Raw genomic sequence first — 21,594 nt, forward strand, 5'->3', positions numbered from 1 at the left:
GGCACAAATCTCGCACGCAGTCGAGGCCGTGGAGGAAAACGAAGAGCGAGGCTCGAATCAGCCCCGGACCACCTTGCCTGCCTTCAAGCAGGAGGTGCACACGTTCATGCGCTTGGAGTTACCAGGCGCAACCTGAGCGTGAACGGTCTGGATATTCGGGTTCCAACGACGGTTGGTCCGTCGGTGCGAGTGCGAGACCGACTTACCGAAGCCGGGCCCCTTGGCGCATACGTCGCAGACGGCAGCCATAGTCGCGAACTCCTTGATAGATGTTGATCGATACATGTGGTCGAAGACATCGAAACGAACTACGAGCAGATGCAAGGATTGCAATGCGTGAAGATCGCCTCGAGGCAACCCTGCAAGAATAGCGGCGCAGCACGCAATCACCAAACTGCCACCGCAGACGCTGCTGTGGGCTCACCGACGTTCCTGCCCGACTAAGCTTCGGGCACTGTCCGCGACCGGAGTACGGACAGGGTAGCGATGCAACGTGGGGGAGGCTGCTCGACGTGGTCGACGTTCTCGATTCGATCGACGCCGCGGCCTTGCGACGGTGGGCCTACCGGTGCGTCGACTCGCTCACTGCTCGGTGCGACGAGATCAATGCGCTCAATGTGTTCCCGATCCCCGACTCGGACACCGGGACCAACCTGATGTTCACCTTCCGGGCTGCGGTGGAGTCGATGCGAGAGGCTGGACCGGCCGCGGACACCCGCGCCGTCGGGCGTGCACTGGCCGTCGGCGCGGTAGCGGGTGCCCGTGGCAACTCGGGGGTCATCGTCTCCCAATTGCTGCGAGCGGTTGCCGAAGCCGCAGCCGACGGCCCGTTGGACACCGTCTCGATCCAGGCGATGCTGCGACGCGCGCAGGTGCTGGTCTCGGATGCGGTCAGTGTTCCCGTCGAGGGCACGATGCTCACCGTGCTCGCTGCGGCCGACCGCAATGCCGCGGCGCACGACGCCAATGTCGGCCTATCCACGCTGGTGATCGATATCGCGGAGGCCACTGCTCGCGCTCTCGACAGCACGACCGACCAACTCGTCGAACTTCGCGAAGCCGGGGTCGTGGATGCCGGAGCGCTCGGGCTGTCGGTCGTTTTCGATGCGCTGGTCGAAGTGGTGACCGGCCGAATCCCGCCGCGCAGGCGTTACCGCCGCCCGCGAGATCGTGAACGAACACCGGTGGGCGACGGGTCGAGCGCGTCCACCGACTGTGCCGGAACACCCGAGCCGACGACGGTCTTCACGCACGGCCGGCCGTTGGGGTACGAGGTGGTCTACGTCGTCCACGGGATCGACGACGCGCAAGCGACCGCACTGCGCGCGGCGCTGTCCGATCTCGGCGACTCGGTAGTGGTGGCCGGTGACGGATCAGGGGCCTGGTCTGCGCACGTCCACACTGCGGATCCCGGTGCTGCTGTCGAATGCGGCATCGGCACCGGAAGCGTTCGCGGGGTGCGCATCTCGTGCTTCGGATTTGCCGAGTCGGGTGCTGAGGTCGGCGTCGATGCACGCCGCGGACCTGCACTGTCGGTCGGACGCGATATTTTGGCGCTGGTGGCCGGTGACGGTGCCGCGGATCTCTACGTTCAGGAAGGCGCGACGGTGGTGCGGTGCGACGAGCCGATCGACTCCTCGGTCCTGCTGCGGGCGATCGTCGCAGCCAAGCATCGCGAGGTTTTGGTGTTGCCGAACGGAGCGTTGTCCGCACAGGAACTGGTTGCCGTCGGTGCCGCAGCCCGAGCCGACGGCAAGGACGTGATGATGCTGCCCTGCTCGGCGATGGTTCAGGGATTGGCTGCGCTCGCGGTGCACGATGCCGCGAGGGCTGCGGTCGACGATGCGTTCACGATGTCCGAGGCGGCCGCGGGAACCAGGTGGGGTTCACTGCGCATCGCGCAGGAACGGTCGCTCACGTGGGTCGGTATGTGCGAGCCGGGCGACAGCATCGGTCTGGCGGGGCAGGAGGTGGTGATCGTCGCCGCGCATCCGCTCGACGCGGGGTGCAGGCTGATCGATCAACTTCTGGCCACCGGTGGAGAGATGGTGACGGTGCTCGTCGGGGATCGGGCTTCGGAGGACTTCGGTGCTCGGTTGGCCGAGTACGTCGCGGGTGCGCATCCAGGGGTCGACGTGGTGGTCTACGCAGGTGGGCAGCCCGGAGATCTCGTGCAACTCGGAGTGGAATAGGGAATTTCGGATATGGCAACGCTGGTGGATCGGCTCGATGACGTACTCGGAGCAGCGGCGGCGACCCCGCTCGCAGACACCTTCGGTATTCATACCGTCGAGGATCTGTTGCGGCACTACCCACATCGCTACATGACGCACGGTTCCGAGCTCGGCGAGAGCGAGCCCCCCGAGGGCGAGCACATCACCATCGTCGCCACGGTCGAGTCGGCGACGCTGCGCTCGATGAAGAATCGCAACGGCCAATTCCTCGCAGTCACGCTCGCCGCCGACGGCCAGCGGATCGAGGCCACCTTCTTCAGCCCGCACAAGCTCAAACACGTGGTTGTGCCGGGTCGGCGGGGAATGTTCTCCGGCAAGGTGAAGTACTTCGGCAAGCGGTGGAATCTCACCCACCCCAGCTACGTCATCCTGGGCGGAGACGACAACGACGGAGCCGTCGTGCCCGCGGGTCGCATCGTCGGTGGCGGAACTTTGGCCGGTCTGGCCCGCGGTGCGGTCGACTCCTCGGGGTCCGTCGACATGTCGGTGTTCGATCGGGCATTCGTTCCCATCTATGCGGCCACCAAGGACGTCGAGAGTTGGACGTTCATGCGGTGCGTCCGGCAGGTTCTCGACCAACTCGACGACGTGACCGATCCGCTGCCCGAAGCGGTGCGACGAGAACGTGGACTCGTCGACATCGACACCGCACTGCGGTCGGTCCATTTCCCCGACACTGCGCAGGACAAGGACTCCGCCCGCGAGCGGCTCAAGTTCGACGAGGCTCTCGCCGTACAGCTCGTCCTCGCGGACCGTCGGCGAGACGCATCCACCCGCGTGGCCGCGCGATGCCCGCCGATCACCGACGGCATCGCCGTCGAGTTCGATCGCCGGCTGCCATTCGAATTGACGGCGGGTCAGCGCGACGTCGCAGCCGAGATCGCCAACGATCTGTCTGCACCACAGCCGATGTCGCGGCTGCTGCAGGGCGAGGTCGGCTCGGGCAAGACCATCGTCGCGTTGCGGGCGATGCTGCAGGTGATCGATGCCGGTCATCAGTGCGCGCTGCTGGCACCCACCGAGGTGCTCGCCTCCCAGCATGCGCGGTCGATCAGGTCGATGCTCGGCAGTCTTGCCGCCGGTGGTGAGCTCGGATCGCACGAGCTCGCGACCAAGGTCGCTCTGCTGACCGGTTCGATGTCCACTGCGGCCAAGCGGTCCGCACTGCTCGACGCCGTGACCGGAGACGCCGGGATCGTGATCGGTACGCACGCCCTCATCGAGGATCGTGTGGAATTTCTCGATCTCGCGATGGTCGTCGTGGACGAACAACACCGATTCGGCGTCGAACAGCGAGATGCGTTGCGGGCCAAGGCTCGCGGCAACACCAGTCCGCACTTGCTCGTGATGACGGCAACACCGATTCCGCGCACCATCGCGATGTCGACGCTCGGCGACCTCGAAACGTCGGTACTGACGGAGCTTCCGCGTGGCCGGTCACCGATCATCAGCAACGTAGTACCGGCCAGAGCCAAGCCCACGTGGGTGGATCGAGCGTGGCAACGCATCCGTGAGGAAGTCGCTGCTGGACGTCAGGCATACGTGGTCTGCTCGAGGATCGGCGACGGCGACGACGCCGAGACGGGAAAGAAGAAGACGGCCTCGAAGTCCGACGACGGTCCCGAGACCACGGCCGCGGTGGACATGTACGACACCCTCCAGGCCGGCCCCATGCACGATCTTCGGGTCGGGTTGCTGCACGGGCGGCTCTCCGGTGACGACAAGGACATCACCATGTCCGAATTCAACTCCGGCGAGATCGACGTCCTCGTGTGTACGACGGTGGTCGAAGTGGGTGTCGACGTTCCCAATGCGACGGTCATGGTGATCATGGATGCCGACCGCTTCGGAGTCAGTCAGCTGCACCAGTTGCGTGGTCGCATCGGTCGAGGCGGGCACCAGGGTCTGTGCATCATGATCAGCTACCTCAGCCCCATGGGCGGTTCGTTTGCTCGGCTCGAGGCGGTGGCCGCGACCAACGACGGCTTCGAGCTGGCAAAGTTGGACCTCGCCACCCGGCGAGAGGGCGATGTACTCGGGGCCGCACAGTCCGGCACGGTCAGCGGACTTCGGCTGCTGTCGTTCATCGACGACGAGGACATCATCGCCGACGCGCAGGACTGCGCGCGGACGTTGTTCGCACGAGACCCGTCGTTGGCCAACGATCCAGGCATCGCGTCGATGATGCGGTCGGCCTGGCGATCCGACCGGGTCGACTACCTCCAGAAGTCCTGACCGACCTCGAAACCTCCACTGCACCGTTTCAGTCGGCATAATCGAAGGATTCGTCCCGAATGGTGAGATCAGTACGCCTCGGAGGCCCATGCTGCCGGGTAAGTTGAGCCAATGTTCTCCAAAGTTTTGGTTGCCAACCGCGGCGAGATCGCCATCCGTGCCTTCCGTGCTTCCTACGAACTCGGTGCCTCCACCGTTGCGGTGTTCCCGTTCGAGGACCGAAACTCGGTGCACCGGACGAAAGCCGACGAGGCATATCAGATCGGGGAGAAGGGCCATCCGGTACGGGCGTACCTCTCGGTCGACGAGATCGTCGCCGCTGCCCAGCGGAGCGGTGCCGATGCGGTGTATCCCGGGTACGGATTCCTCTCCGAGAACCCGGATCTGGCCGCAGCGTGTGCCGAGGCCGGCATCACCTTCGTCGGTCCTTCCGCCGATGTACTCGAACTGACCGGCAACAAGGCACGCGCCATCGCGGCAGCGAAGGCCGCAGGACTTCCGGTTCTGGCGTCGTCGGAACCCTCGTCCGACATCGACGAGCTCGTTGCGGCGTCGGAGTCGATGACGTTCCCCCTGTTCGTCAAGGCGGTGGCGGGTGGCGGTGGCCGAGGGATGCGCCGCGTGGCCGAACCGGAGCAGTTACGTGAATCCATCGAAGCGGCTGCGCGCGAGGCGGAGTCGGCCTTCGGAGATGCGACGGTGTTCCTCGAGCAAGCCGTGATCGATCCGCGGCACATCGAGGTCCAGATACTCGCCGACGGCCAGGGCAATGTGGTGCACCTGTTCGAGCGTGACTGCAGCGTGCAGCGTCGGCACCAGAAGGTCATCGAATTGGCACCGGCACCGAACCTGCCTCCGGAATTGCGGGAGAGGATCTGCGCAGACGCCGTTGCCTTCGCCAAGCAGATCAACTACTCCTGCGCCGGTACCGTGGAGTTTCTGCTCGATACTCGCGGCAATCACGTCTTCATCGAGATGAATCCGCGAATTCAGGTGGAGCACACCGTCACCGAAGAGGTGACCGATGTGGACCTGGTGCAGTCCCAGTTGCGGATCGCCTCGGGGGAGACGCTCGCAGACCTCGGTCTGCAGCAGGAGAACATCGTGTTGCGCGGTGCGGCGTTGCAGTGCCGCATCACCACCGAGGATCCAGCGAACGGCTTTCGGCCCGACGTCGGCCGCATCACCGCCTACCGCACTCCGGGCGGTGCCGGGGTTCGCCTCGACGGCGGGACCACGCTGGGCGCGGAGGTCGGCGCGTACTTCGATTCCATGCTCGTCAAGCTCACGTGCCGTGGCCGTGATTTCGACACCGCCGTGGCACGGGCTCGACGTGCAGTGGCAGAGTTCAGGATTCGCGGCGTCGCGACGAACATCCCGTTCCTGCAAGCGGTTCTGGTCGACCCCGACTTCACCGCAGGCCGGGTCACCACTTCGTTCATCGAGGAACGGCCGGAGCTGCTGACCTCGCGCTCGTCGGGTGACCGTGGCACCAAGATTCTCACTTATCTGGCCGACGTGACGGTCAACAAGCCGCACGGTGAGCGTCCGTCCCCGGTGTACCCACACGACAAACTCCCTGCGGTCGACTTCTCCGCGCCGATTCCCGACGGCTCGCGTCAGCGGTTGCTCGCCCTCGGGCCCGAGGGTTTTGCTCGAGATCTGCGCAACCAGAAGGCACTCGGCGTCACCGACACCACCTTCCGTGACGCGCACCAATCCTTGTTGGCCACCCGGGTGCGCACGAGTGGTTTGCTCGGCGTGGCCCCGTACGTAGCGCGTACGACGCCGCAGTTGCTCTCCATCGAGGCGTGGGGCGGTGCGACATACGATGTGGCGCTGCGGTTCCTGCACGAGGATCCGTGGGAACGACTTGCAAGTCTGCGAGAAGCCGTCCCCAACATCGCAATTCAGATGCTGCTGCGTGGCAGGAACACCGTCGGCTACACGCCGTACCCGGAGAAGGTGACGCGCAGTTTCGTCGCCGAGGCCACCGACACCGGAATCGACATCTTCCGCATCTTCGACGCTCTCAACAATGTCGATCAGATGCGGCCCGCAATCGATGCGGTGCGCGAAACCGGAACTGCGCTGGCCGAAGTGGCGCTGAGCTACACCGGGGACCTGTCCAACCCGAACGAAGACCTGTACACGCTCGACTACTACTTGAAGTTGGCCGAGCAGATCGTGGAGGCGGGAGCGCACGTACTCGCCATCAAGGACATGGCTGGACTGCTGCGCGCCCCCGCGGCCAAGACGTTGGTGACGGCGCTACGGTCGAATTTCGATCTGCCCGTGCATGTGCATACGCACGACACCCCCGGTGGTCAGTTGGCCACGTACTTGGCCGCGTGGGAGGCCGGTGCCGATGCCGTCGACGGTGCCAGTGCAGCGATGGCCGGAACCACCAGTCAGCCCGCGTTGTCGGCGATCGTCGCGGCGGCGGCCCACACCGATCGGGACACCGGGCTGGATCTGCAGGCCGTCTGCGATCTCGAGCCCTACTGGGAGGCCGTGCGAAAGGTGTACGCGCCCTTCGAGTCCGGACTGCCGGCACCGACCGGGCGCGTCTACACCCACGAGATCCCCGGCGGGCAACTCTCCAATTTGCGGCAGCAGGCCATTTCGCTCGGACTCGGTGATCGGTTCGAGACCGTCGAGGCCAATTACGCAGCAGCAGACCGGATGTTGGGCCGTTTGACCAAGGTGACGCCCAGCTCGAAGGTCGTCGGCGATCTGGCCTTGGCTCTGGTCGGTGCGGGTGCATCGGCCGAAGAGTTCGCCGAAGATCCGAGTCGATACGACATCCCCGATTCGGTGATCGGATTCCTTCGTGGCGATCTGGGAACTCCTGCAGGTGGCTGGCCCGAGCCGTTGCGCACCAAGGCTCTCGAAGGCCGAGGTGCGGGCAAGCCGGTGACGCCCCTGACCGACGAGGACGAGAAGAATCTCGACGGCACGTCGGCGCAACGCCGTACGACTCTCAACCGCCTGCTCTTTCCCGGGCCGACGGCGGAACTCGAGGCACACCGCGAGAAGTACGGCGATACGACCCGGTTGTCGGCCAACCAGTTCTTCTACGGGCTGCGTCAAGGCGAAGAACATCGCGTCACCTTGGAGAAGGGAGTCGAACTGCTCATCGGGCTCGAAGCCATCTCCGATCCCGACGAGCGCGGCATGCGCACCGTCATGTGCATTCTCAACGGTCAGCTGCGACCGGTGTCGGTGCGCGATCGGTCCATCTCGAGCGAGGTGCCGACGGTCGAGAAGGCGGACCGCTCTAACTCCGGTCACATCCCGGCACCGTTCGCCGGCGTCGTGACCCTGTCCGTCGAAGAGGGGCAGAAGATTTCGGCCGGTGACACCATCGCCACCATCGAGGCGATGAAGATGGAGGCGGCGATCACCGCTCCTCGCGGTGGCACAGTGACCCGGTTGGCGATCTCCGGCGTTCAGCAGGTCGAAGGTGGCGATCTGCTCGTCGTCGTCGGTGGGGGGTCGACGGGCGAAGAGGCCGGGAGCGAATGACGCGGATCGTGGCGGGTGTGGCAGGGGGGCGACGGCTCGCGGTCCCGGGCCAGGGCACCCGCCCGACTTCCGAGCGGGTGCGGGAGGCTCTGTTCAGCTCGCTGGAGAGCCGGATGGACCTCGACGGTGCAGCGGTTCTCGATCTGTTCGCCGGCTCGGGGGCGCTCGGGCTCGAAGCGCTCTCGCGTGGTGCATCGTCGGCAGTGTTGGTCGAGTCCGATGCGCGAGCGGCAGCGGTGGTGCGCCGGAACATCGATTCGGTCGGGCTGCCCGGAGCGTCGGTCAAGTGCGCACCGGTCGCCTCGGTATTGGCGGGGTCACCGGACGCGGAATACGACCTGGTGCTCGCCGACCCGCCGTATGCGGTCACCGACAGCGCGGTGACGGGTCTGCTGGACAGGCTCGTCACCGGGGGATGGCTGGCATCCGATGCCGTGGTCGTACTCGAGCGATCCTCGCGGTCGCCCGAGACCGAGTGGCCGGAGGGTCTGGTAGCGGAGAAGTCGAAGAAGTACGGCGAGAGTCGAATCGAGATCGCAGCGCGCTCGTAGCGATCGAATCCATGCTCGGCTGATAAGTTCGCGGCATGACTGGCGCACTGTGTCCTGGATCCTTCGACCCGGTGACCAACGGTCATCTGGACATCTTCGAACGAGCGGCGGCCGCCTTCGACGAGGTCGTGGTCACCGTCATGGTGAACAAGAGCAAGAAGGGCATGTTCACCGTCGACGAGCGAATCGAGATGCTCGAGGTCGCGACGGAGCATCTGCCCAACGTCAGGATCGGATCCTGGTACGGCCTACTGGTCGATTACGCACGGCAAGAAGGCTTTTCGGCGATAGTGAAAGGTCTGCGCAGCTCGGTCGATTTCGACTACGAGTTGCAGATGGCGCAGATGAATCGCACCCTCACCGGGGTGGACACGCTGTTCCTGCCGGCGAATCCCGCGCACAGCTTTCTGTCCAGTTCGCTGATCAAGGAAGTCGCGACCTTCGGAGGGGACGTCACCGGGATGCTCCCATCTTTCGTTCAGGACCGATTGACCGCTCGCATCGCCGAGCGGGCAGCAGACTAGTTCCAGAAGCGACACACCGGGCGGGTATAGCGCAGACACGCACATCGGCAGGCAGACTGAGCAGCGCAGCACTGTGCGTCTCGGTCGCTCCGCGGTCGGCACGTGCAGTGGCAGATTCGACGATTGGGGTAACCGGTGTACCGCGTATTCGAGGCGCTCGACGAGCTCGTCGCCATTGTCGAGGAGGCGCGCGGCGTTCCGATGACCGCCGGATGCGTCGTTCCGCGCGGCGATGTCCTGGAACTGCTCGACGATGTTCGTGACGCCATCCCCGGCGAGCTCGACGACGCGCAGGACGTTCTGGACCATCGCGACAAGCTGGTGGGCGATGCCCGGGCCACGGCGGAGAAGACGGTCGGAACCGCCAACGCCGAAGCCCAGGACACCGTCGAGAACGCGCGGGATTCTGCCGATCGCATCCTCGCCGATGCCAAGGCGCACGCAGACCGCATGGTGTCCGAGGCGTCGGCGCATGCCGAGCAACTCGTGGCCGATGCCGAAGCAGAAGCAGAGCGGACGGTACTCGAGGGCCAGCGTGAGTACGAGGAACTGACCGTTCGAGCCCGCACCGAAGCCGACCGAATGATCGAGTCCGGCACGATGTCGTACGAGCGATCGGTTGCCGACGGCACCGCCGAACAGAATCGGTTGGTGTCTCAGACCGAGGTGGTGCAGGCCGCGCACGCCGAGTCGGCGCGAGTGATCGACAGCGCTCACGCGGAGTCCGATCGAATGCGCAGTGAGTGCGACGTCTACGTCGACACCAAACTCGCGGAGTTCGAGGAGTTCCTCAGCGGCACCATTCGTTCCGTCGGCCGCGGTCGTCAGCAACTTCGAACCGGTTCCGGTGTCCCGGAATACGGCAGCGAGCCGTACGGCGAACCCTCGTACGGAAGCCAGGAAGGCCGTCGCAGCCGACACTGAGGGCGATGATTTGCCCTCGTATGCACGCATGCGTATCGTTGTGGGGTTGCTTACCGACGGTAGGCATATCGACAGTAAGGAAGAACAGCCGTGCCCCCGCCCAAGAGAACGACCCGTCCTGAACTGGACGACGGATTCGTTCTGGACATCCTCAACCTCGGTCGTCGACCCGGGTCGACGAAGACCGTCGAGCGGACGGTTCCGGCTCCTTCCCGAATCGGCCTCGATGCAATCGCCATCGAAGCCGGAGTCCCGGTCTCGCTCGACCTGCAACTGCAGGCGGTATCGGAGGGCGTTCTCGTCACCGGTTCCGTACGAGCTGCCACTGCCGGCGAATGCACGCGGTGCCTCGATCCGGTCAGCGGCAACGTCGACGTCTACTTGACCGAGCTGTTCGCTTACCCGAACAGCATCACCGAGGAGACCACGGATGCGGACGAGATTCACCGCATCGTCGACGACCTGATAGACCTCGAACCCGTCATCGTCGACGCGGTCGGTCTGGAGCTTCCACTCCACCCCGTCTGCAGTGACGAGTGCGAGGGATTGTGCCCAGAATGCGGCGTTCGCCTGGCGATTGCTGAATCCGGCCACAGTCACGATACAATTGATCCTCGCTGGGCTGGACTTGCAGCCAAATTTGGCGTGGATCCAGAACCGAGCACAGAACTTGTGAACAACGAAGCCGAGGAGAAGTAAGTGGCTGTCCCGAAGCGCAAAATGTCGCGTTCCAACACGAGGTCGCGTCGTGCACAGTGGAAAACCACTGCGCCCACCCTCGTGACGTGCCCCAACCGTGGTTGCGGCGAGAAGACCTTGCCCCACATCGCGTGCCCTTCGTGCGGTACCTACAAGGGCCGCCAGGTCGTCGCAGCGGTCTGATTCCCGCTCCTGTGACCAACGAAGTAGTGGATCGACACAACAACGATTCGCAGAAGAATAGTTCTACTGCCGTCAGCGGCGGGGACGACCGAGAGTCGCTCCTCGCCGCTATCGGTGTTTCTGTGTCGGAACCGCTGTTGACTCTGGCTCTGACGCATCGATCGTTCGCCTACGAGCACGGTGGTCTTCCCACCAACGAGCGCCTCGAGTTCCTGGGCGATTCGGTGCTCGGACTGGCGGTGACGGAGCACCTCTATGCGGTGCATCCCACCAAGTCCGAGGGCCAGCTGGCCAAAATTCGGGCAAGTGTGGTGAACATGCATGCCTTGGCGGAAGTAGCGCGCGGTCTCGGTGACGGCGGTCTGGGTCGGCATCTTCTGCTCGGCAAGGGCGAGGAGCAGACCGGCGGACGCGACAAGCCGAGCATCCTGGCCGATGGCATGGAGTCGATGCTGGGTGCGATTCACCTGCAACACGGCATCGACGTTGCCCGCACCGTCGTTCTGACGCTGTTCGCCGGCCTCCTGGACCGCGCCCCCAAGCTCGGTGCAGGCCTGGACTGGAAGACGAGCCTGCAGGAACTGACTGCAGAACTTGCCCTCGGCGTTCCCGCGTACGAGATCGCGTCCACCGGACCCGATCACGACAAAGAATTCACTGCCACCGTGTTGATCGGCGGACTTCCCCGGGGTGTCGGAGTCGGCCGCTCGAAGAAGGAAGCCGAGCAGAAAGCCGCCAGTCTGGCGTGGAATACGCTGTCGGGCAACGACATTGCTGTCGTCGACGCGTCCTCGACCGACCCTTCCTGATGCCTGAACTACCCGAGGTCGAAGTCGTCAGGCTCGGTCTCGAATCGCATGTGGTGGGCAAGACCATCGACGCGGTGGAGGTACTGCACCCCCGTGCCGTGCGTCGACACGACCTCGGTGGTCTCGATCTGATCGGTCAATTGCGTGGTCAGCGCATCTCCTCGGCCCGGCGCCGTGGGAAGTACCTGTGGCTGGTGATGGAGCCTGGTGACTTCGCCACCGTCGTGCATCTGGGTATGAGTGGACAGATGCTGGTGCAACCACCGTCCGCGCCGGACGAGAAGCATCTGCGGATTCGGGCACGACTCGACGACGGCACCGATCTTCGGTTCGTCGACCAGCGAACATTCGGCGGCTGGGCTCTTGCCCCGATCGTGACGGTGAACGGCACACCGGTACCCGAACCGGTGGCGCACATCGCGCGAGACCCAATCGACCCGCTGTTCGACGCTGAATCCGTGGTGAACGTGTTGCGCGGCAAGCACACCGAGATCAAGCGGGCTCTCCTCGATCAAACCGTCCTGTCGGGCGTGGGCAACATCTACGCGGACGAGGCTTTGTGGCGGGCCAAGATTCACGGCAACCGCATCGCGGAAACATTGACTCGGCCTGCTCTTCGTCGACTACTGACCGCCGTGCACGCGGTGATGGGGGAGGCCCTGGCGCAGGGGGGTACCTCGTTCGATGCGTTGTACGTCAACGTCAACGGACAGTCCGGCTACTTCGACAGGTCGCTCGATGCCTACGGGCAGGAAGGTCTACCCTGCTCCCGCTGCGGGGCACCGATCAGGCGTGAAAAGTTCATGAATCGCTCCTCTTTCAGCTGCCCCACCTGCCAGCCGCGACCCCGACACATCCGGACCTGACAGCGAACAGGCCATTCCGCAGGATCTGCACCACCGCCTAGTATTTCCGTCATGGCAGAACAGAGCACGCCGACCAACCTCTGGGTCGAGCGCACAGGCACCCGTCGCTACACCGGCCGCAGCTCGCGCGGAGCCGAGGTACTCATCGGTTCCGAGTCGGTTGAGGGTGTCTTCACCCCAGGTGAGCTGCTCAAGATCGCGCTCGCAGCATGCACCGGTATGAGTTCGGACGTCCCCCTGTCGCGTCGACTGGGGGACGACTACTCCGCCACCGTCGAGGTGTCCGGGGCAGCAGATCGTGAGAACGAGCTGTATCCGGAACTCGACGAGATCCTCCGCGTCGACCTCAGCGCGATGGACCCCGACGCGCAGCAGCGACTGCTCACAGTCGTCGAGCGGGCGATCGACAAGGTCTGCACGGTGGGGCGAACCCTGAAGGCAGGTACGACGATCAACCTGGACATCGACGTGGACGCCTGATGAAGGCGGGGGCAGCGGCCGTCGTGGCGGGACTTGTTCTCGCAGCCTCGGTTACCTTGTCTCCCATCTCGGAGGCGTCGAGCACCTGCACTCCGTGGTCGGTGAGTACGGTGGCGTCAGGATTCGGGCTGCTCGAGAATCTGGAGTTCGACGGCAACGGCTCCATGATCGTCTCGGAGACCTCTCCTGTCGGACCGGGTGCTCTACGAACCGTCGCGCCGAACGGAGACCGGGGCACTCTCGTGTCGGGCGTCGAGTCGCCCGGTGGACTCGTACGAGACGGCGACACTCTGTTCTTCACGACCGGAAACAGTGCTGCCGCAGGGCTTCTCGACATACGGAACGGAACGATCGAGAAGATCGGTCTACGTTCGGGTGCCAGATCGACGTACGCGTCGGGCCTGACCATGCCCAACGGACTGGCTCGCTCGGCCACGGGTGATCTGTTCACCACCCGCAATCTGGGCAGCACCTCCGGCCTGACGCGCGTTGCGGTCGACCGTTCGGTGTCGACCGTCCGTACCGATCTCGGTTCGGCCAACGGCATCGGTATCGGTATCGGCGAGGGAAAGATTTACGTGGCCACCACATTCGACCTCGAGACAACGCTCACCGTGCTCGACGAGAAGAATCCGTCCGGACCGTCCTCCCGTATTCGCGTCGACGGATTCGGACCGCTCACGATGTCGGACGATCTGACCGTGGCCGACGACGGAACGGTCTATCTCGCACAGAATCTCGCGGGCAGGGTTGTCCGTGTCGATCCTGAGACCGGATCGTCCTGTGTCATCGCGACGGGGGTGCCGTTGACCTCGTCGGTTGCTTTCGGAGGAGTCGGATTCGACTCGGAGGCGTTGTATGCCACGAGTTTCGACGGAACCGTCCGAAAGATGAGTCCGGTATGACGGACGAACGGCTGACGGCATGGGTGCACGGCCTGGTTCAGGGGGTCGGGTTTCGTTGGTGGACTCGTTCGCGGGCTCTGGAACTCGGATTGGTCGGGCACGCGACCAACCACTCGGACGGGCGGGTGCTGATGATAGCAGAGGGCCCGCGTCCGCGCCTCGACGCACTCCTGGACTTGCTCCGAGGCGGCGGCACCCCGGGCACTGTCACCTTGGTCGTCGAGAGTTGGGAGAGCGCCCGCGGCGGCCTCACTGGCTTCGTGGAACGGTGATCCGCTGCCGCCCGCGGACGGCTCGACACACATCGCTGCGTACTACCGGTAAAGTACGGACGCTATGTATCTCAAGAGTCTGACGCTCAAGGGCTTCAAGTCCTTTGCTTCGGCGACGACTCTCCGTTTCGAGCCGGGAATCACCTGTGTGGTCGGCCCCAACGGCTCCGGCAAATCCAACGTTGTGGACGCTCTGACCTGGGTGATGGGTGAACAGGGTGCCAAGGCGTTGCGCGGCGGAAAAATGGAAGACGTCATCTTTGCGGGCACGTCCGGCCGTGCACCCCTCGGCCGCGCCGAGGTGACTCTGACCATCGACAACTCCGACGGTGCGCTGCCGATCGACTACTCCGAGGTCTCGATCACCCGACGCATGTTCCGTGACGGTGCCGGTGAATACGAGATCAACGGGAGTTCGTGCCGGTTGATGGACGTCCAGGAGTTGCTCAGCGACTCCGGTATCGGCCGGGAGATGCACGTGATCGTCGGTCAGGGTCGGTTGGCGGCGATTCTGGAATCGCGTCCCGAGGACCGGCGGGCCTTCATCGAGGAAGCCGCCGGGGTGCTCAAGCACCGCAAGCGCAAGGAAAAGGCGGTTCGCAAGCTCGACGCGATGCAGGCCAATCTCGCGCGATTGACGGACCTGACAACCGAGTTACGCCGTCAGCTCAAGCCACTGGGCAGGCAGGCCGAGGTTGCGCGCCGCGCGCAGACCGTGCAGGCAGACTTGCGTGACGCTCGGCTGCGGTTGGTGGCCGACGACCTGGTGGCCAGACGTGAAGAATTCGCCAACCAGACCCAGGACGAGGAAGCGGCTCGCGAGCAGTACGCGATGGTGCAGGACGCCCTCGAAGCGGGAACCGTAGCGCTCGCGGAACACGAGCAGGCGGTGGCGCGGCTGACTCCGAGCGCCGAAGCGGCCGGGCAGACGTGGTTTCGTCTCTCCGCGCTGGCCGAACGAGTGAACGCGACGGTACGCATCGCGCACGAACGTGCTCGGCATCTGGATGCCGTCCAGAGCACCGGTCGCGGCCAGGATCCGGACGAACTCGAAGCACAGGCCGAGCGCGTCGCCGAGGAGGAAATGGAACTCGTCGAGGCCGTCGAGATGGCGCGGGAAACTCTGGAAGCGGCCCGCGAGCAGCTCGCCGGGCGCGAATCCGCTGCCGCAGCCGCAGAGCGTGCGCACCTGGCCGCCGTCCGCGCGGTTGCCGACCGCCGTGAGGGATTCGCGCGCCTGTCCGGTCGAGTGGACACCTTCAGAACCAAGGTCGAGTCCATCGACGCCGAAGTAGCGCGGCTCTCGGTGGCCATCGACGAGGCCAGGGAGCGCGGCGAGTCGGCTCAACGTGAGTTCGAGAGCGTCCAGGATCAGATCGGCACCCTCGACGCCAGCGAGCTCAGCCTCGACACTCATTACGAACGAGCGGTCGCCGCATTACGCCATGCCGACGCCCGGGTATCTGAATTGCAGGCGGAAGAGCGCATCGCGGGCAAGAGGGTGGCATCGTTCGAGGCCAGGATCGAGGCGCTCACCATGGGCCTCGAACGCAAGGACGGTGCCGGGTGGCTGGTGGAGAACCAGCAGGACGGTCTGTCCGGTCTGCTCGCCGGCCATCTCACGGTCGAGCCGGGTTACGAGATCGCGCTGGCCGTCGCCATGGGTCCGGCGGCGGATGCCGCGCACGCCGAATCGTTCGATGCTGCCCGTGCTGCCGTGCTGGCGTTACGCGCTGCCGACGGTGGTCGCGCTTCTATCGCGCACGGTAATGCTGTTGCAGCACAACCGATTCGACGGCCAGCATTGCCGAACGGTGCTCGGTGGGCACTCGACCTGATCGAGTATCCGGATCGGTTGGCCGGGGCGATGGTGGCATTGCTCGACGGTGTAGCGGTTGTCGACTCGCTCGACGCGGCGCACCGGCTCGTCTCGGATTCGAGTGAATTGCGTGCCGTGACCACGGACGGCGACGTGGTCGAGCCGGGTTGGGTCACCGGTGGATCGGATCGTCGACCCAGCACCCTGGAGGTGCAATCGGCGATCGACACGTCGAGGGTGGAGCTGACGGCGGCCGTGCGCCGGGCCGAGGAGCTCGATGCCGCACTCTCCGGTGCTTTGGCGGAGCAGCGCGACCGGCGTGAATCCGCCGAGCAGGCGCTTGCGGCCCTGAACGAATCCGATGCTGCGATGGCCGCTGTCTACGAGCAGTTGGGCCGCCTGGGGCAGCTGGCGCGTTCGGCGCACGCAGAATCTGCGCGATTGACGACGCAACGTAGTTCCGCCGAAGCGAGCCGCGAAGAAGCGATCCAGCGCCTGGCCGAGCTCGAGGACAGTTTGCGGACGGCAGAGGACGAACAGAACGGTTTCGCGGGAGACGGCGAGAGCGGCGACGCGGCGACCACCATGGAACGCGAGATGGCAGCTGCGGCGCTGACCGAGGTGCGGGCGGTGGAGGTCGAGGCGCGGCTGAACGTACGAACCGCCGAGGAGCGCGCGCAGTCGGTGCGGGGCCGAGCCGATTCGCTGCGCCGGGCGGCACGAGCCGAACGCGAGGCCAGGGCGCGAGCCGAACGCGAGGGCGCAGCCCGGCGGCACGCCGCCGCGGTGGCTGCTGCCGTCGGCGAATCGGGTGAGGACCTCGCCGCTCGATTGGCCTCCGTGGTGGCTGCGGCGGCCCGAAGGCGCGACGAGCTTTCCGCCGAACGAGCAACGCGCACAGTCGAACTCGACAAGGTCAAGGAGCAGGTCCGGGCTCTGCAGGGACAGCTCGCTTCGATCACCGACGCCGTCCACCGGGACGAGGTCGCCCGTGCGCAGGCCGCACTGCGTATCGAACAACTCGAAACTACGATTCTCGAACAACACGGGATCGGCCTCGACGATCTGGTCGCCGAGTACGGCCCCGATGCGACGCTGCCTCCGACCGAACTCGAGATGGCAGAGTACGAGGCCGCCAAGGAACGCGGTGAGCAGGTGGTGGCCCCCGCGCCGATGCCGTTCGATCGCGCAACCCAGGAGCAGCGGGCCAAACGAGCCGAACGCGATCTCGCGACACTCGGCAAGGTGAACCCGTTGGCACTCGAAGAGTTCGCCGCCCTCGAGGAGCGCTACAACTTCTTGTCGACCCAACTCGAGGACGTGAAGTCTGCGCGAAAGGACTTGCTCGGCGTGGTCGCCGACGTCGACGATCGCATCCTGCAGGTATTCACCGAGGCCTGGCTGGACGTCGAACGAGAATTCACCGGCGTGTTCGCCAAACTCTTTCCCGGCGGCGAAGGGCGGCTGATTCTGACCGACCCGTCGGACATGCTCACCACCGGCATCGAGGTCGAGGCGCGTCCGCCGGGTAAGAAGGTCAAGCGATTGTCGTTGCTCTCGGGCGGCGAGAAGTCGCTGACCGCGGTGGCCATGTTGGTGGCCATCTTCCGCGCCCGTCCGTCGCCGTTCTACGTCATGGACGAAGTCGAGGCCGCGCTGGACGACACCAACCTGCGTCGGCTGATCGGGTTGTTCGAGCAGCTCCGCGAGAAGTCACAGTTGATCGTCATCACGCACCAGAAGCCGACGATGGAAGTGGCCGACGCGTTGTACGGCGTGAGCATGCGCGGTGACGGCATCACCACGGTCATCTCGCAGCGACTGAATCGAGAACGCGTTGCGGTGGACGTAGCCGAGCCGGAGACAGCACCCGTCGTCGAACCGGACGCGGTCTCGTAGGACCGTCCCGCCTACTGCTTCGGGTAGAGCTGCTCCGAGTATGACGGCCCGTAATATTCGCGCAGCTCCTCGACGGTCTCGGGGGCTTGCGGAATCAACGCCTTCGTCAGCGACGCGACATCGGGAATGGACTCCGCGTCCCACGTTTCCGGCTGCCACAACTTGGATCGCATGAACGCCTTGGCGCAGTGGTGGAACACCTGCTCGATGTCGACGACGAGGCACATGATCGGTCGGTGGCCCTTGACCGTCAGCTCGTCGAAGAACGGTGCGTCCGTCACCAGTGACGCGCGACCGGCGATGCGCAGAGTGTCACCTCGCCCCGGCACGAAGAAGTTCAGTCCGACGAACGGGTTCTCGAGAATGTTCCGGTACCCGTCCATCCGACGATTGCCGGGTCGTTCGGCCAGTGCGATCGTGCCGTTGTCGATGACGTGGACCAGGCTGCCGGGCGGATCGCCCTTGGGAGACACGTCGCATCGGCCACTCGCGTCCGAGGTACCCATCAGGCAGAAAGGCGACGCAGCGAGCCATTGCACGTCCAGCGGGTGCAATGTGCTGCGGTCCTTGTTCGCGGCACGAAAACTCGGCTGCCCGAACATCGCTGTCAATGTGTCGGCGTCGCGCACCGTCGTCCACTCCATGGCGGAGATGCTATCGACACGGCTCGGGTGAGGGACAGTGCTTTTCTCGGACGGAGCACCACCGGTGACGAACGGCCGTGAACGCCTGACAGGATGGGGTACGTGAGTAACCAAGCGTGGATCATCGTCGCGGCGATCGCCGCTGTCCTACTGGTCGTTCTCGTCGTCGGGCTGGTGCTCTCCCGTCGACGGAGAGTGTCGCTCAAGTCGGACGAGGCCGCGCGGATCGAGGATGCGGCCACCAAGGACAGATCCGGTGGCTACACGGCGGGTAGTGGTTTCTCGTTCAGCCAGGGCACTGCGACCGCCGAGCCGGTCCCGCCTGCCCCGAGGCCGGTCCCGCCTGCGCCGAAGCCCGTCCAGCCTGCTCCAGAGTCCGTCGAGCCTGCTCCAGAGCCCGTCGAGGCCTCCCTGGTCGAGCCGACGCCGGTGGTACCCACTCCCACTCGGGACGAGCCGGAGGTGGTCGACCCCGAGGTGCCGGTCGTCGAACCACAGGTGCCCGTTGTCGAACCCGCCGAGCCCGAGGTGCCGGAACCCGCCCCGGACGCCGAGGCTCGCACTCCTCGACTGGACACCATCGATCCCACGGAGGGTCGGCTGGATCGGCTCCGCGGTCGCCTCGCGCGGTCACAGTCCGCTGTGGGCAAGAGCTTGCTCGGATTGCTCGGCGGCGGTGACCTGGACGAGGACTCGTGGGAAGAAGTCGAGGACACCCTGCTGATCGCCGATATCGGCTCGGCGACGACCGCCGAGATCATGCGCACCCTGCGCGAGCAGATGGCGGCGCGCAGCATTCGCACCGAAGCCGACGCCAGGGCGCTGCTTCGCGAAATTCTCGTTGCGCAACTTCATCCCGAGTTCGACCGGTCGATTCGGGCGCTTCCGCACGACGGCGCACCTGCCGTGCTGCTGGTGGTGGGCGTCAACGGCACCGGCAAGACCACGACCACAGGAAAACTCGCTCGTGTTCTGGTCGCCGACGGGCGGCGAGTGCTCCTGGGTGCCGCCGACACGTTCCGCGCGGCTGCCGCAGACCAGTTGCAGACCTGGGCCGAGCGGGTCGGGGCCGAGGTGGTGCGGGGCAAGGAGGCCGCCGATCCGGCTGCTGTTGCATTCGACGCAGTGAGCAAGGGAATCGAGAACGGTGTCGACGTGGTGCTGGTCGACACGGCAGGACGCCTACACACCAAATCGGGTCTGATGGACGAGCTGAGCAAGGTCAAGCGCGTCATCGAGAAGAGAGCCCACGTCGACGACGTTCTGCTCGTTCTCGATGCGACCGTGGGCCAGAACGGGCTCACGCAGGCTCGTGTCTTCGCGGAGATCGTCGACATCACCGGCGTCGTACTGACCAAGCTCGATGGAACCGCCAAGGGTGGCATCGTTTTTCAGGTGCAGCGTGAACTCGGGGTGCCCGTCAAGCTCGTCGGTCTCGGTGAGGGTGCCGACGATTTGGCTCCGTTCGAGCCGGGAGCGTTCGTCGACGCACTGCTCGGCTGATCGCGCGCTCGGGGTTGCCCGCGAACCGGGTAAAAAGCACAAACGCCAGCACGAAACCTTTTTGCAACAGAATTCGGTCATGCGTTCACATGTCCGAAACACCCGAGTGTCACGGATGAAACTTCGTGAAACCAGTCTTCTTGCGTAACGGCGCGCCAACCGGTGTGCAGGAGAATGGAGGGTGTACGTGAGTCCCGAGGATATGTTGGCCAACTCCGGCAACGCCGCGTGGATGCTGATCGCAGCATCGCTGGTACTGCTGATGACGCCGGGCTTGGCGTTCTTCTACGGCGGTATGTCGCAGTCGAAGTCCGTGTTGAACATGATGATGATGTCGTTCGGGGCAATGGCCGTCGTCTCGATCATCTATTTCCTGTGGGGATGGTCGATGTCCTACGGAACCCAGGACATCGGCGGAGTCTTCGCCAACCCGTTCGAGTTCTTCGGGCTCAAGGATTCGATCACCGATGCGGACGGTAATTACATCGTCGGTGCGTGGGGCTACGCCAACATCATCGATGTGGCCTTCCAGGTCACCTTCGCGATCATCACGGTTGCACTGATCAGTGGCTCGATCGCGGGCCGCGTCAAGTACGGAACCTGGCTCGCCTTCGCAGGTATCTGGGTCACCCTCGCGTACTTCCCGCTGGCCCACATGGTCTGGGGCGGCGGACTGCTCTCCGGATCCGAGAAGGGTCTGGCGGCAAAGATCTTCGGTACCACCGACGACGGTGAGGGCGGACTGGTTGCGAACGTCGCCCCGATCGACTTCGCCGGCGGCACGGTCGTGCACATCAACGCTGGTATCGCAGGCCTGATTCTCGCGATCATCATCGGCAAGCGCGCGGGCTTCGGCAAGGTTGCCTACCGCCCGCACAACCTGCCGTTCGTGATGCTCGGTGCAGCACTGCTGTGGTTCGGTTGGTTCGGGTTCAACGCCGGCTCGGCCTTCGCAGCCGACGGCATCGCCGGATTGGCCTGGGTCAACACCACGGCGGCCACCGCAGCGGCCATCGCAGGCTGGCTCATCACCGAGCGTATTCGTGACGGGCACGCCACCAGCCTCGGCGCTGCCTCGGGCATCGTCGCCGGTCTGGTCGCCATCACTCCGGCCGCAGGTGCACTGACGCCCGTCGGTGCCATGATCCTGGGCGTCATCGCCGGCGTTCTCTCTGCGCTGGCAGTGGGCCTCAAATTCAAGTTCGGCTACGACGACTCGCTCGACGTCGTCGGCGTGCACCTCGTTGCAGGCTTGTGGGGCACCATCGGAATCGGTTTCCTCGGATCCGAGACCGGTCTCTTCTACGGCGGTGACTACAAGCAGCTCGTGGTGCAGATCGTCATTGCACTGTTCGCGCTGATCTTCACCGCGATCGTCACCGCGGTGATCGCGTTCGCGCTCAAGCCTCTCGGCTGGCGCGTATCGGACGAGGAAGAGGCCAATGGCATCGACGAAGCCGAGCACGCTGAGACTGCATATGATTTCGCCTGACAAGGTAGAGATAGACGTGAACGCTGC

Annotated in this window: 18 protein-coding genes; 16 read left to right on the top strand and 2 right to left on the bottom strand. The window is 64.9% G+C overall.

Features of this window, described 5'->3' with window-relative positions; translation table 11 throughout:
* Window positions 1–57: 57 nt before the first annotated feature.
* Window positions 58–249, bottom strand: a complete 192-nt coding sequence (gene rpmB / locus ASG84_RS26950; RefSeq protein WP_008717389.1) for a 50S ribosomal protein L28 — start codon at window positions 247–249, stop codon at window positions 58–60.
* Between the two features lie 263 nt (window positions 250–512).
* On the opposite strand from rpmB, the gene ASG84_RS13745 reads away from it, so the two are divergent.
* The 14 genes from ASG84_RS13745 to smc all read left to right on the top strand — a co-directional run bounded on the left by ASG84_RS13745 (window position 513) and on the right by smc (window position 17,928).
* A complete protein-coding gene (locus tag ASG84_RS13745; protein WP_082520979.1) occupies window positions 513–2,192 on the top strand; it encodes a DAK2 domain-containing protein in 1,680 nt (559 codons plus the stop codon).
* A 12-nt stretch (window positions 2,193–2,204) separates the two neighbouring features.
* Entirely contained in the window at window positions 2,205–4,469 is a 2,265-nt protein-coding gene (recG, locus tag ASG84_RS13750; RefSeq protein ID WP_057477589.1) for an ATP-dependent DNA helicase RecG, read from the top strand.
* 111 nt (window positions 4,470–4,580) lie between these two features.
* Window positions 4,581–7,997, top strand: coding sequence for a pyruvate carboxylase (locus tag ASG84_RS13755; RefSeq protein WP_057477590.1), 3,417 nt, complete (start codon window positions 4,581–4,583; stop codon window positions 7,995–7,997).
* Entirely contained in the window at window positions 7,994–8,548 is a 555-nt protein-coding gene (gene rsmD, locus ASG84_RS13760) for a 16S rRNA (guanine(966)-N(2))-methyltransferase RsmD (protein WP_057477591.1), read from the top strand. Before ASG84_RS13755 ends, rsmD begins: the two co-directional genes overlap by 4 nt.
* Window positions 8,549–8,583: 35 nt before the next feature.
* Window positions 8,584–9,072 carry a pantetheine-phosphate adenylyltransferase gene (gene coaD, locus ASG84_RS13765; protein ID WP_057477592.1) on the top strand — a complete coding sequence of 163 codons (489 nt, stop codon included), beginning with the start codon at window positions 8,584–8,586 and terminating at the stop codon, window positions 9,070–9,072.
* Window positions 9,073–9,207: 135 nt separating this feature from the next.
* Window positions 9,208–9,996, top strand: coding sequence for a DivIVA domain-containing protein (locus ASG84_RS13770; RefSeq protein WP_057477593.1), 789 nt, complete (start codon window positions 9,208–9,210; stop codon window positions 9,994–9,996).
* Between the two features lie 90 nt (window positions 9,997–10,086).
* Window positions 10,087–10,695 (top strand): YceD family protein, encoded by a 609-nt coding sequence (locus ASG84_RS13775; protein WP_200936576.1) that lies wholly within the window; start codon window positions 10,087–10,089, stop codon window positions 10,693–10,695.
* Window positions 10,696–10,878 carry a 50S ribosomal protein L32 gene (rpmF, locus tag ASG84_RS26955; protein WP_032397784.1) on the top strand — a complete coding sequence of 61 codons (183 nt, stop codon included), beginning with the start codon at window positions 10,696–10,698 and terminating at the stop codon, window positions 10,876–10,878.
* A gap of 26 nt (window positions 10,879–10,904) precedes the next feature.
* Window positions 10,905–11,687, top strand: a complete 783-nt coding sequence (gene rnc / locus ASG84_RS13780) for a ribonuclease III (RefSeq protein WP_057477594.1) — start codon at window positions 10,905–10,907, stop codon at window positions 11,685–11,687.
* Window positions 11,687–12,553 carry a bifunctional DNA-formamidopyrimidine glycosylase/DNA-(apurinic or apyrimidinic site) lyase gene (gene mutM, locus ASG84_RS13785; RefSeq protein ID WP_057477595.1) on the top strand — a complete coding sequence of 289 codons (867 nt, stop codon included), beginning with the start codon at window positions 11,687–11,689 and terminating at the stop codon, window positions 12,551–12,553. The genes rnc and mutM overlap by 1 nt, the downstream gene beginning before the upstream one ends.
* A 51-nt stretch (window positions 12,554–12,604) precedes the next feature.
* A complete protein-coding gene (locus ASG84_RS13790) occupies window positions 12,605–13,033 on the top strand; it encodes an OsmC family protein (RefSeq protein ID WP_057477596.1) in 429 nt (142 codons plus the stop codon).
* On the top strand, window positions 13,033–13,938 hold the full coding sequence (locus tag ASG84_RS13795) for an SMP-30/gluconolactonase/LRE family protein (RefSeq protein WP_057477597.1): 906 nt from the start codon (window positions 13,033–13,035) through the stop codon (window positions 13,936–13,938). Before ASG84_RS13790 ends, ASG84_RS13795 begins: the two co-directional genes overlap by 1 nt.
* Window positions 13,935–14,210 carry an acylphosphatase gene (locus ASG84_RS13800; protein ID WP_057477598.1) on the top strand — a complete coding sequence of 92 codons (276 nt, stop codon included), beginning with the start codon at window positions 13,935–13,937 and terminating at the stop codon, window positions 14,208–14,210. Before ASG84_RS13795 ends, ASG84_RS13800 begins: the two co-directional genes overlap by 4 nt.
* A 64-nt stretch (window positions 14,211–14,274) precedes the next feature.
* Complete coding sequence (gene smc, locus ASG84_RS13805; protein WP_057477599.1) at window positions 14,275–17,928, top strand: chromosome segregation protein SMC; 3,654 nt, start codon at window positions 14,275–14,277, stop codon at window positions 17,926–17,928.
* Between the two features lie 11 nt (window positions 17,929–17,939).
* Here smc and ASG84_RS13810 read toward each other — a convergent pair whose 3' ends face one another.
* Entirely contained in the window at window positions 17,940–18,572 is a 633-nt protein-coding gene (locus ASG84_RS13810; protein WP_057477600.1) for an MSMEG_1061 family FMN-dependent PPOX-type flavoprotein, read from the bottom strand.
* Window positions 18,573–18,665: 93 nt separating this feature from the next.
* On the opposite strand from ASG84_RS13810, the gene ftsY reads away from it, so the two are divergent.
* Entirely contained in the window at window positions 18,666–20,075 is a 1,410-nt protein-coding gene (ftsY, locus tag ASG84_RS13815; protein ID WP_200936577.1) for a signal recognition particle-docking protein FtsY, read from the top strand.
* Between the two features lie 202 nt (window positions 20,076–20,277).
* Complete coding sequence (locus ASG84_RS13820) at window positions 20,278–21,567, top strand: ammonium transporter (RefSeq protein ID WP_200936591.1); 1,290 nt, start codon at window positions 20,278–20,280, stop codon at window positions 21,565–21,567.
* Window positions 21,568–21,594 lie beyond the last annotated feature (27 nt).

Source organism: Rhodococcus sp. Leaf278, from assembly GCF_001426085.1.
Taxonomy (GTDB): domain Bacteria; phylum Actinomycetota; class Actinomycetes; order Mycobacteriales; family Mycobacteriaceae; genus Rhodococcoides.

Coding starts and splice junctions, on each gene's coding strand:
- smc (WP_057477599.1), top strand. CDS start 14,275: ATGTATCTCAAGAGTCTGACGCTCAAGGGCTTCAAGTCCTTTGCTTCG.
- ASG84_RS13800 (WP_057477598.1), top strand. CDS start 13,935: ATGACGGACGAACGGCTGACGGCATGGGTGCACGGCCTGGTTCAGGGG.
- ASG84_RS13755 (WP_057477590.1), top strand. CDS start 4,581: ATGTTCTCCAAAGTTTTGGTTGCCAACCGCGGCGAGATCGCCATCCGT.
- ASG84_RS13795 (WP_057477597.1), top strand. CDS start 13,033: ATGAAGGCGGGGGCAGCGGCCGTCGTGGCGGGACTTGTTCTCGCAGCC.
- ftsY (WP_200936577.1), top strand. CDS start 18,666: ATGGGGTACGTGAGTAACCAAGCGTGGATCATCGTCGCGGCGATCGCC.
- ASG84_RS13810 (WP_057477600.1), bottom strand. CDS start 18,572: ATGGAGTGGACGACGGTGCGCGACGCCGACACATTGACAGCGATGTTC.
- ASG84_RS13820 (WP_200936591.1), top strand. CDS start 20,278: ATGTTGGCCAACTCCGGCAACGCCGCGTGGATGCTGATCGCAGCATCG.
- rsmD (WP_057477591.1), top strand. CDS start 7,994: ATGACGCGGATCGTGGCGGGTGTGGCAGGGGGGCGACGGCTCGCGGTC.
- ASG84_RS13790 (WP_057477596.1), top strand. CDS start 12,605: ATGGCAGAACAGAGCACGCCGACCAACCTCTGGGTCGAGCGCACAGGC.
- mutM (WP_057477595.1), top strand. CDS start 11,687: ATGCCTGAACTACCCGAGGTCGAAGTCGTCAGGCTCGGTCTCGAATCG.
- rpmB (WP_008717389.1), bottom strand. CDS start 249: ATGGCTGCCGTCTGCGACGTATGCGCCAAGGGGCCCGGCTTCGGTAAG.
- recG (WP_057477589.1), top strand. CDS start 2,205: ATGGCAACGCTGGTGGATCGGCTCGATGACGTACTCGGAGCAGCGGCG.
- coaD (WP_057477592.1), top strand. CDS start 8,584: ATGACTGGCGCACTGTGTCCTGGATCCTTCGACCCGGTGACCAACGGT.